Source organism: Methyloglobulus sp. (assembly GCF_964779595.1).
Genome location: NZ_CBAROL010000033.1, coordinates 18,875 through 27,352, shown reverse-complemented (window position 1 = coordinate 27,352; position 8,478 = coordinate 18,875). Strand labels below are relative to the sequence as shown.

General features: G+C 43.9%; 13 protein-coding genes. 8 read left to right on the top strand and 5 right to left on the bottom strand.

The genetic code is table 11. From position 1 onward, the window contains the following. On the bottom strand, window positions 1–233 hold a 233-nt coding region (locus AC1YY3_RS10675; protein ID WP_482194468.1), incomplete at its 3' end, for a pilin. A gap of 792 nt (window positions 234–1,025) precedes the next feature. Here AC1YY3_RS10675 and AC1YY3_RS10670 point away from each other — a divergent pair. From AC1YY3_RS10670 to AC1YY3_RS10635, 8 genes are all read left to right on the top strand, one after another. After that, window positions 1,026–1,343, top strand: coding sequence for a PIN domain-containing protein (locus tag AC1YY3_RS10670; protein WP_481825051.1), 318 nt, complete (start codon window positions 1,026–1,028; stop codon window positions 1,341–1,343). Continuing rightward, window positions 1,340–1,549, top strand: a complete 210-nt coding sequence (locus AC1YY3_RS10665; protein WP_481825050.1) for a hypothetical protein — start codon at window positions 1,340–1,342, stop codon at window positions 1,547–1,549. The genes AC1YY3_RS10670 and AC1YY3_RS10665 overlap by 4 nt, the downstream gene beginning before the upstream one ends. A 204-nt stretch (window positions 1,550–1,753) precedes the next feature. Next, entirely contained in the window at window positions 1,754–2,023 is a 270-nt protein-coding gene (locus tag AC1YY3_RS10660) for an AbrB/MazE/SpoVT family DNA-binding domain-containing protein (RefSeq protein ID WP_481825049.1), read from the top strand. Beyond that, window positions 2,020–2,415 carry a type II toxin-antitoxin system VapC family toxin gene (locus AC1YY3_RS10655; protein WP_481825048.1) on the top strand — a complete coding sequence of 132 codons (396 nt, stop codon included), beginning with the start codon at window positions 2,020–2,022 and terminating at the stop codon, window positions 2,413–2,415. Before AC1YY3_RS10660 ends, AC1YY3_RS10655 begins: the two co-directional genes overlap by 4 nt. Before the next feature lie 229 nt (window positions 2,416–2,644). Beyond that, entirely contained in the window at window positions 2,645–2,887 is a 243-nt protein-coding gene (locus AC1YY3_RS10650; RefSeq protein WP_481825047.1) for an AbrB/MazE/SpoVT family DNA-binding domain-containing protein, read from the top strand. Next, a complete protein-coding gene (locus tag AC1YY3_RS10645; protein WP_481825046.1) occupies window positions 2,880–3,272 on the top strand; it encodes a type II toxin-antitoxin system VapC family toxin in 393 nt (130 codons plus the stop codon). The genes AC1YY3_RS10650 and AC1YY3_RS10645 overlap by 8 nt, the downstream gene beginning before the upstream one ends. A gap of 69 nt (window positions 3,273–3,341) precedes the next feature. Next, window positions 3,342–3,602, top strand: coding sequence for a type II toxin-antitoxin system Phd/YefM family antitoxin (locus AC1YY3_RS10640; protein WP_481825045.1), 261 nt, complete (start codon window positions 3,342–3,344; stop codon window positions 3,600–3,602). Beyond that, entirely contained in the window at window positions 3,599–3,739 is a 141-nt protein-coding gene (locus tag AC1YY3_RS10635) for a hypothetical protein (protein WP_481825044.1), read from the top strand. The genes AC1YY3_RS10640 and AC1YY3_RS10635 overlap by 4 nt, the downstream gene beginning before the upstream one ends. Before the next feature lie 164 nt (window positions 3,740–3,903). Here AC1YY3_RS10635 and AC1YY3_RS10630 read toward each other — a convergent pair whose 3' ends face one another. The 4 genes from AC1YY3_RS10630 to AC1YY3_RS10615 form a co-directional block, all read right to left on the bottom strand. Next, window positions 3,904–4,236 carry a TusE/DsrC/DsvC family sulfur relay protein gene (locus tag AC1YY3_RS10630; RefSeq protein WP_481825043.1) on the bottom strand — a complete coding sequence of 111 codons (333 nt, stop codon included), beginning with the start codon at window positions 4,234–4,236 and terminating at the stop codon, window positions 3,904–3,906. Continuing rightward, window positions 4,227–4,517 (bottom strand): DsrH/TusB family sulfur relay protein, encoded by a 291-nt coding sequence (locus AC1YY3_RS10625; protein ID WP_481825042.1) that lies wholly within the window; start codon window positions 4,515–4,517, stop codon window positions 4,227–4,229. The genes AC1YY3_RS10630 and AC1YY3_RS10625 overlap by 10 nt, the downstream gene beginning before the upstream one ends. Beyond that, complete coding sequence (sugE, locus tag AC1YY3_RS10620; RefSeq protein WP_481825041.1) at window positions 4,517–4,837, bottom strand: quaternary ammonium compound efflux SMR transporter SugE; 321 nt, start codon at window positions 4,835–4,837, stop codon at window positions 4,517–4,519. Before sugE ends, AC1YY3_RS10625 begins: the two co-directional genes overlap by 1 nt. Before the next feature lie 168 nt (window positions 4,838–5,005). Then, on the bottom strand, window positions 5,006–8,407 hold the full coding sequence (locus tag AC1YY3_RS10615) for a mechanosensitive ion channel domain-containing protein (RefSeq protein ID WP_481825040.1): 3,402 nt from the start codon (window positions 8,405–8,407) through the stop codon (window positions 5,006–5,008). Window positions 8,408–8,478 lie beyond the last annotated feature (71 nt).

The window sequence follows — 8,478 nt, the reverse complement described above, 5'->3', positions numbered from 1 at the left end:
AGTAATAACAATCCGGCTGCATCATTTGTTACAGGTGTACCTTCATTTAATTTTGTTTCCATCTGGGTTTTTCCTGGCGTAATTTCAGCCATTCCCGCAGTAAACTGGGATTTCGCAATATAATCCTGATAAGCCGGAATCGCAATCGCTGCCAAGATACCGATAATGGCAACCACGATCATTAATTCGATTAAGGTAAAACCTTGTTGGACTTTTTGTGTGGGTAATTTCATTGTTATATTTCCTTTGTTGATAAAAGTAAGGGTTAAAGTCTGTGTGCTTGTGTGCTACGCAATAGCTAAAGCAGTTAGCGTGCCAAGTTTTTTGGTTAATGCTAAAAAAACCGCTTGCTGCGGGTGGGTTAGGTTATTAAGTGGCTGTTTATTAAAAGCTAAAATATTTATTCCGTAGGCTGGGTTGGTAAACCCAGCTACCCGATACCGATGCTGGGTTTCGTGCCTCAACCCAGCCTACACGCTAATTACGTCAGATTGTGACAAATTTTGTCAGTTGTGGATGGGGTTATTTGGGTGGGGACGATAAATTCCGGCATTTGTTGTTTATTGGAATCAAAAAACATGTTTTTTGACTCCGTTTTTTTTATTCCCACGCGGAATGTGGCTTTGCCGGACGGGGCATGTTGCCTCGTTCGTAGCGTTTCAGCGTGGTTCAGGAATAGCGAGATAAGCAAAAGGTTTGGAACGGGGTTGCAAACCCCGTCCCGCGTTCGTTTTTGTTGGTTGTAGCTGTGGTGGTTTGGGTGGGGGCGGTAAACTCCGGCTTTGTTGGTTGTTTGGAATCAAAAAACATGTTTTTTGACTCCGTTTTTATCATTCCCACGCGGAATGTGGGAACGATGAAAGTTGACTTTGCCGGACGGGGCATGTTGCCTTGGTCGTATCGTTTCGGCGTGGTTCAGACATATCGACATAAGCAAAAGGTTTGGGACGGGGTTGCAAACCCCGTCCCGCGTTCGGAATGCCGACGCGCAAACCTAGGTTTGCACTCCAGTTTATATCGTTCCCATGCTCCAGCGTGGAAATGCCGTCAGGTACGCTCTGCGTCCCGCACCGCTAGGATTTGTCGAGAAAAAAGAATTAAACCTGATTAATGCTCTTGCTCGTACCGTTATCAAAATAGATGCAAACATTGCCAAAAGAGCCAATGAATTTGAACAACAAGGTTTACAGGCTTTTGATGCGTTACATTTGGCTTGTGCGGAAGGCAACGCTGACATATTTTTAACAGTTGATGACAAATTTTTAAACAAGGCCAGAACTTTTCAAGACATTAATGTCAAAGTCAGTAACCCTTTGCTTTGGCTAAACGAGGTTTTATTATGAGCACAACACCCTACAAAACAGAACAAGAAATTCAACAATTGGGCATGGAGGCACTCCAAAAAGGCTTGGGTGTTAGCGATTTTATCCGGTTTATGCAGCAATTTAATAGGGGCTACGGAAATTATGTGGAGGATCGGCAAGGTTGGCAACAGCAATATTCTGTAAATCAGTTGATTGAGGAGATTAATTCAGTTAATCACTCGTAGCATGTTGGGGTTGCTAATTATATCGTTCCCACGCTCCAGCGTGGGAACGCCGTTACGGATGCTCTGCGTCCTGCACCGCTAGAGCGGTGCAGGATTTGTTCCCACGGCGGAGCGTGGGAACGATGAAATTTTGTCAGTTGTTGAAAGGTTCTTGTTAAAGGGGGATAATTTAGTCTTACTAGCCGTCTTACCAGGAGTATGTCTGTGATTACCACAAAGCTGTCGAGCAAAGGTCAAATCGTCATCCCAAAAGAAATTCGGGATGAACTGCATTGGGAAGCCGGGACGGAGCTTACTTTGGTTGCCACTGGTTCTGGTGTATCCCTGAAAGCAATCTCTGCCAAGACCGGACGCAATCTGGGTGATTTGATTGGTCTACTTAAACACGAAGGTGTAGCTATAACTATTGAGGAGCTTTGTAAACCCGTAGACGTTCGCGCCGATTGGGAGCAATCGGAGCAGCGTAACAAATGATCGCTTTTGACACGAATTTGCTGGTTCGTGCTGTTGTGGCCGATGATCCGGCGCAAGTTGCTATCGTCAAACAGTTGATTATGCAGGATTCGGTATTTATTTCCCGAACGGTGTTATTGGAAACCGAATGGGTTTTGCGGTCGGTTTATAGGAAGTCCCGTGCTGAAATACTGGATTTTTTTAGGGCATTGCTGGAAGTCGATAACACGGAGGTTGAAAACTCAATAGAGGTTGGATACGCACTTGATTGGTACGATCTGGGTGCTGATTTTGCCGATGCCTTACATCTTGCTGTGTGTGGCTTCGCCGTACTGCATACGTTTGACAAGGGATTTTGCAAAACGGCAAGTGAGGCGGGGTTGACTCCGCCGATTGTGGTGTTGGTGGAGTAACCAGAACTTTTTATCATTCCCACGCCGGAGCGTGGGAACGATAAAATATAACTAGCCAATGCTATACTGAACTCCATGAGAATATACATGGACAATTGCTGCTTAAACAGACCATTTGGATGACCAATCAAATCTTGCCGCGTCAGCGGTTATGTGACATAGCTTAAATTATTTGCCATCTATGTTATTATATGACATATTTTTGCTAAAGTTACATAAGGGAAAAATTATGTCATCATTGATAACACAGGTTTCAGCAGGAGGTCGCATTGTCATTCCTGCGGAAATTCGCCGAGAGATGGGCATTCAGTCTGGCGATCAGGTGATATTGTCTTACCATGATGGTGAGCTGCATATTGCAACCCGAAAGCGACGCCTGCAACAAGCAAAGGCGATTGTGATGGCGGGGTCGGAAGGTGTTTCTTTAGCGGAACAATTGCTTGAACAACGAAGAGCAGAGGCAAATGACTGAGCCACTGGTTTTGGATGCTTCTGCTGTACTTGCCTATCTTCAAGACGAAACCGGTAGTGAAAAAGTACATGCCGCTTTGTTAGAAGGCAAGGCGATAATGTCCGCCGTGAATTATGCTGAGGTTGTAGGTAAGCTGCTTGAGGCAGGGTTGCCTGAGTCTTCGGTAAAAACAGTCATGGGCAATATGGAATTACACATTGAACCGTTGGATGAAAAACAGGCTTGGACAATAGGGCTGCTGCGTATTAGTACCAGGGAGTTTGGTTTGTCATTAGCTGATCGTGCTTGCTTGGCATTGGCTTATATTAAGAAGATCCCCGTTGTTACGGCTGATAAACAATGGGATAAATTAAAGGCGGATGTTGAGATTATTCAGCTTCGCTAGTCAGTATTTTGACAAAAATCATAAAACCCCTTAAATTCTAGTCAGTCTAGTCTATTTAAGTGATGCATTATGAAAATTAATCTCAATATTTGGCAACTTCAAGATGCAAAGAGCAAGTTTAGCCAGCTTGTTGAAAAAGCGTTGCACAACGGCTCTCAATTTGTGACTAAGCATGGCAACAATGCCGTTGTTATTCTTTCGTTTAAAGATTACCAAGCCTTAACAAAGCCCACATCAGATTTGGTTGCATTTTTGCGTAGCTCCCCGCTGGTGAATGTTGATCTGGATATTGCTAGGGATAAAACTCCGCCAAGAGAGCTTGAGTTTTGAAATATCTTTTGGATACCTGCGTAATTTCCGAAATTATCAAACCACAACCTGATGACGGTGTGATGTCCTGGTTGCAAAACCAAGATGAAAATAGTTTATATCTTAGCGTTTTTTATCGTTCCCACGCCGGAGCGTAGGAACGATAAAAGCGTTGAGACATCGTTTACCTGGAGTACAAACCTAGGTTTGCACTCCGGCATGTGCTGTTTGTAAGGAATCAAAAAACATGTTTTTTGACTCCGTGTGTCTTATTTATCTCCGAATTTCTTAACTGCGGACAACTCATACCTCGCATCCGGCACTACAAACACGTCGGTGGTTTAGGTAATCCCGCCAGTTTGCACGCATATTTCAAAGGTCCATCAGGGAATAATCTGTGCAAATAGCGGCTGTTGCCTTTGTCTGCGCCCAGGGTTTTCGCTATTGCTTTGATGAACACGCGGGTATTCGGCAGATGTTGGTATTGTTGGTAATACGTTCTGATAAACCGGATGATTTCCCAGTGCTGCTCGGTAAGGCTGATGTTTTCTTGTTGGGCGAGATGGTTTGCGACTTGTTCATTCCAATCTAAGCGGTTTACCAGAAAGCCTTGCTCCGTGGTTTTCAAGGACAGATCACCAAGCTTTAGCACCATGAGCTAATCAATGGGTTTGCGACGGTGAGTTTAACCAGTTCTGCGTAGTCTATGGCTTCTAATCCAATAACTAACTCAGACGGGAGTATGCCTCTGACTGCCATATCCTCGGACAATACGTACAAGCGATTGGTGTTGAGCTTAGTGCTTAATAATTCAGCAGATTTGCTTTTTTGTATCACGCCAAGTACGGCGCTTTCAAGAAACACGGCAACATCGCCAGTAGCCATTCTATCCAGCACGGCATTGTCGATAGGTGATTGAAATATAAGGTGTAGCATTAATTGCTGTCGGTTAACTTTAGCCCGATGATACCGGCGATGACCAGAAATATAGAGAATAAGCGGTAAATTTCAGCAGATTCTTTAAACAATACGATACCAAGTATCGCAACACCTACCGCGCCCATGCCCGTCCATACTGCATAAGCTGTACCCACGGGCAGAAATTTAATCGCCGTCATCAACAAAAATAAACTCACGGCACCGGAAACAAGCGTGATGACGCTGGGAATCAAGCGGGTAAAGCCCTGATTATATTTAAGGCTTAACGCGAACACAATTTCCACCAAACCCGCAGTAAATAATAGCAACCACGCCAACAGACACCTCGTTATGATTTGTTATAAAACGCTATTTTACTATCAATTCAAATTATCAATACGGCTAATGACCACCTAGTTACTTCTTGAAATGTAGGGTGGAAAAGCCTGTATTCACTTGTCTGTCATACAAACCCAGGTTTGTACTCCAGCTACGATGCTTAAGTTTTAAACGGCATCCTGCGGGGAATTATTCTGTATTGGGTAAGGTATTTGGATACTGTTTTCGCGCAGGGCTTTTTCGAGGTTGCCGAGCAATTTATGTGTAACCTGCAAGCGGTGTGCCAGTTCGCTCACAAAAACCCGAATAGAAAACTCCATCGCACTCTCTCCAAAACCGGTAAATACCACACCTGGTGCAGGATCTTCCAGCACTAATGGCGTTGCGCGAACGGTTTCAATCATCACTTTATGGGCGAGTTCGACATCCGAACCGTAGGCAATTCTGATGGGAATAACGATTCGAGTGGTCGAATCGCTTAACGTCCAATTGACTAACTGGCTGGTAATAAAGGTTTTATTGGGGATAATCAGTTCTTTTTGGTCAGGATCAATCAAGGTAGTCGCACGCATTTGGATACGGCTCACCTTGCCTGTCACGTTGCTGATGGTGACGGTATCGCCGACGCGTATAGGTCGTTCAAATAACAAGATGATGCCGGAAACCAGGTTGGCAAAAATTTCTTGCAAGCCGAAACCCAACCCGACACTCAGTGCTGCCACCAGCCATTGCACTTGCGACCAACTGCCACCCAATTCATTAGCGATGCAGATAAAGCCGAAAGCGATAATCAGGTATTTGGCTAACTGATTGACGGCGTAACGACCACCCGCCGCGATGGAAAAGCGGCTAAAAAACAGTAATTCCATCAATCCTGGGAAATTTCGTACCGATACCGCCACGATAAACACGTACAATCCTGCCATCAACAGATTAGTTAAAGTAACGGGTTGATAGCTTTCCTGGTTGTCAATCGTAACCAGATGTTGCCAGAGTTCAATGCGATCCAAAAATGAGAAAGCGGGCAGGATATTGCTCCAAATCATCCAGAATCCAACGATCAGGCTAAAACCGATAAACATGATGAGCAGCTTAATCGTTTGTGCATTAATGGTGGGTATATCAATCAATTGTTCATCTACTGGGAGAGTGGGGTCGTCGCCACCGACACCTTCTTCTGATACTACTTGTTTTTCGCTCAATGCCGCTGTTTTGCGTTTTTGTAGGGCATTTTTTAACGCCAATCGCCGATTAACGAGCGTTAACCAGCGGATTACTAATTCATAAATAATGACGATGCCAAAAATGAGTCGGATGGTGATAATCAGCTTTTGTTGTAGCTCCAATGCGCTGAGGTAGTATCCCGTCACTGCAAATCCGGCGATTACTAAAGGAATGCTAATAACTAGCAGAAACCAGATATAACGCAGCTTGGTAAACCAATCGTCAGGATGGTTTTTGATGTAAGACTGCAATAATCCGGTCGTGGGATTGAGCAATTTAGCGAAAAATACCGACAAGCCCAGCATCATAACAATCAACGCCAAGCGCCCCAGGTTGTCGCCATAACTGGATAGTGCCGATGCACCCGTACAATTGATGATGAAAACACTGGGTACAATGACAAAGCGTAACCAGGAAACCTGCATTTTCAATAAGCTGGCAGAGTTTTTTTGCCATTGAAAATGCTTAACAGCTATCCCGTTTGCGGCAAACATGCGGTAAAAAAATTGCAGCACAAACAGTGGAATAGCGGTTCTTTGCAAACCTACGCCCACGGCTTTGCTAAAATCGGCACCATGCGAGTTGCCACCAAGAAACCAGCCCAAAAAATAAACAAATACTGGCAAAGGCAACACCAGGATCAATGTATAAGCGAGTGCTTTTAGCGTGTAATAAAAATTGTCGGTATAAATTTTTTCTATTTTTACCGCTATCGTGACTAATTGCCGTTTTGCCCAACTCCTGACGATAGGCAACACGAACGAAGCCAGTATGGCAATTAAAGTAAGAAACGGATTTTGTTTCGCAATGATGGTAGTGTCTTTAAGCAACGCTACCCAGTTGTGCGGTGATAACAACCATCTGACTGAATCGAAAAGCCCACGCAAATAATCTGAGTTAATAGGTGCTGAACTGGGAACCCACAGCAAACGTTCATCAAGATAAGCCGCAAACTTATTGGCCTGGGTCAGCATCTGTTGCTTGGCAAAATCGAAATCACCCAGCGTACGTAAATAGGTGGTATAGGCGACCGATAGCTTATTTAATAACTCTTTCTGATTATTAAACAGTACGCGTAACTCGGCCTGTATCATCATGCGATCATCGGCTGGCAAAGTTTTATCAACGTCTTGATCCATCGAGTCTTTTAAATGACTATCCAGCTCCGAAAACAGCTTGATTTTGTCTTCTATCTTGAATTGCTCAAGGCTAGTCAAGGCCGTTTCGTTTTGAATGGCTTCAGATTCCACTATTAGCTGATCTTGACCGCCTAAATTACGCCGTTGTTCACGTAGAATTTTGCCCAATACAGGGCTTAATCCTGCCAAACTGATTTTTTTTTCGGCACTTTTGAAATCAGCTTCAATTCCGCTGGCGGTGTCATCTACTTTGCTTTTAAGTTCGTTGTAGGTTTCAATTTTGGCAGTAATCGTCTGCAAATCACGGCTGTACTGAATGTTCTCACGGGTAGCCTGTTGAATCAGGCTGTGTTTGCCAGCTACCGTTTTCTCGGCTTGACTCAGTTCATTTTGAATATGGATGACTTCTTGCTGTCTGCGCTCGTTGACCAGACTTTCAATGCCAGCAATAACTGGATTCAGCAGGTCTTTTTGGATGGTCAATAATTGCAGTTCAGCTTTGAGCAATTCGACCCGAACCAAGTTGCTATTCGCTTCTGCCGTTAGCATTTTTAACTCGGCGTTACGCGCATCAATTAAAGTAGCTTGCTGTATTTTCTGCGCCTCGGATTCAAGTTTTGAAGCTGTAGCCGCTGGCTGAAGTTGCAGTTTTGCCTGTGTGTCCTCAAGTGCTTGTTTAGCGGTTATAGTTTCTGAGCGTATCAACTGGGGGCGATCATTTTGCAAAGTCAGCGCTTTATCAAATTGCTTGATTTGTTCATCAATCGCACTGAATTTTTCTTTTTCCAATATCAACCGTTGTTCCAGCTCTTCGCCTGAAATCCTGGTAAAGTCTTCAAGCCTATGTTTAGTAAGCTTTTGTTGCGCTTGCTCGATTTCCCGTCGCAGTTTCTTAGTTTTTTCTGGGGCTTGCTTAATTGCAGTCTCAAATTCAACTGTTTTTGCGGTAGTTGTCTCGACATTGATCAAATTTTCTTGTCCAGATTGGTATAGAGCCAGCAACTTAGCCTTAATGGTTGCATCGATTTCCTTTTTGGCATCTAAAGCTTCAATTTTGGCTTTGATGAGGTTTTGGGTGATGTCAGCACCAGTATTTTCTGAAACACTGCTCTCTGGAGTTTTTTCAGATTGTGCATTGACCATTCCCATCGCCAGTAACATCGACAAGAACAGCAGTTTAATTAGGATAAGGCGTGGATTTTTCATTGAAAATTTGACGTTAAGGACAATTCAGGAGTTCTTTAACAAACTGCATAAAATTTAAAGGATTTTGTGGT

Bases quoted from the DNA above. Each gene is read 5' to 3' on its own strand.
- AC1YY3_RS10670 (WP_481825051.1), top strand. From the start codon at position 1,026: ATGCTCCAGCGTGGAAATGCCGTCAGGTACGCTCTGCGTCCCGCACCG.
- AC1YY3_RS10665 (WP_481825050.1), top strand. From the start codon at position 1,340: ATGAGCACAACACCCTACAAAACAGAACAAGAAATTCAACAATTGGGC.
- AC1YY3_RS10655 (WP_481825048.1), top strand. From the start codon at position 2,020: ATGATCGCTTTTGACACGAATTTGCTGGTTCGTGCTGTTGTGGCCGAT.
- AC1YY3_RS10650 (WP_481825047.1), top strand. From the start codon at position 2,645: ATGTCATCATTGATAACACAGGTTTCAGCAGGAGGTCGCATTGTCATT.
- AC1YY3_RS10645 (WP_481825046.1), top strand. From the start codon at position 2,880: ATGACTGAGCCACTGGTTTTGGATGCTTCTGCTGTACTTGCCTATCTT.
- AC1YY3_RS10640 (WP_481825045.1), top strand. From the start codon at position 3,342: ATGAAAATTAATCTCAATATTTGGCAACTTCAAGATGCAAAGAGCAAG.
- AC1YY3_RS10630 (WP_481825043.1), bottom strand. From the start codon at position 4,236: ATGGTGCTAAAGCTTGGTGATCTGTCCTTGAAAACCACGGAGCAAGGC.
- AC1YY3_RS10625 (WP_481825042.1), bottom strand. From the start codon at position 4,517: ATGCTACACCTTATATTTCAATCACCTATCGACAATGCCGTGCTGGAT.
- AC1YY3_RS10615 (WP_481825040.1), bottom strand. From the start codon at position 8,407: ATGAAAAATCCACGCCTTATCCTAATTAAACTGCTGTTCTTGTCGATG.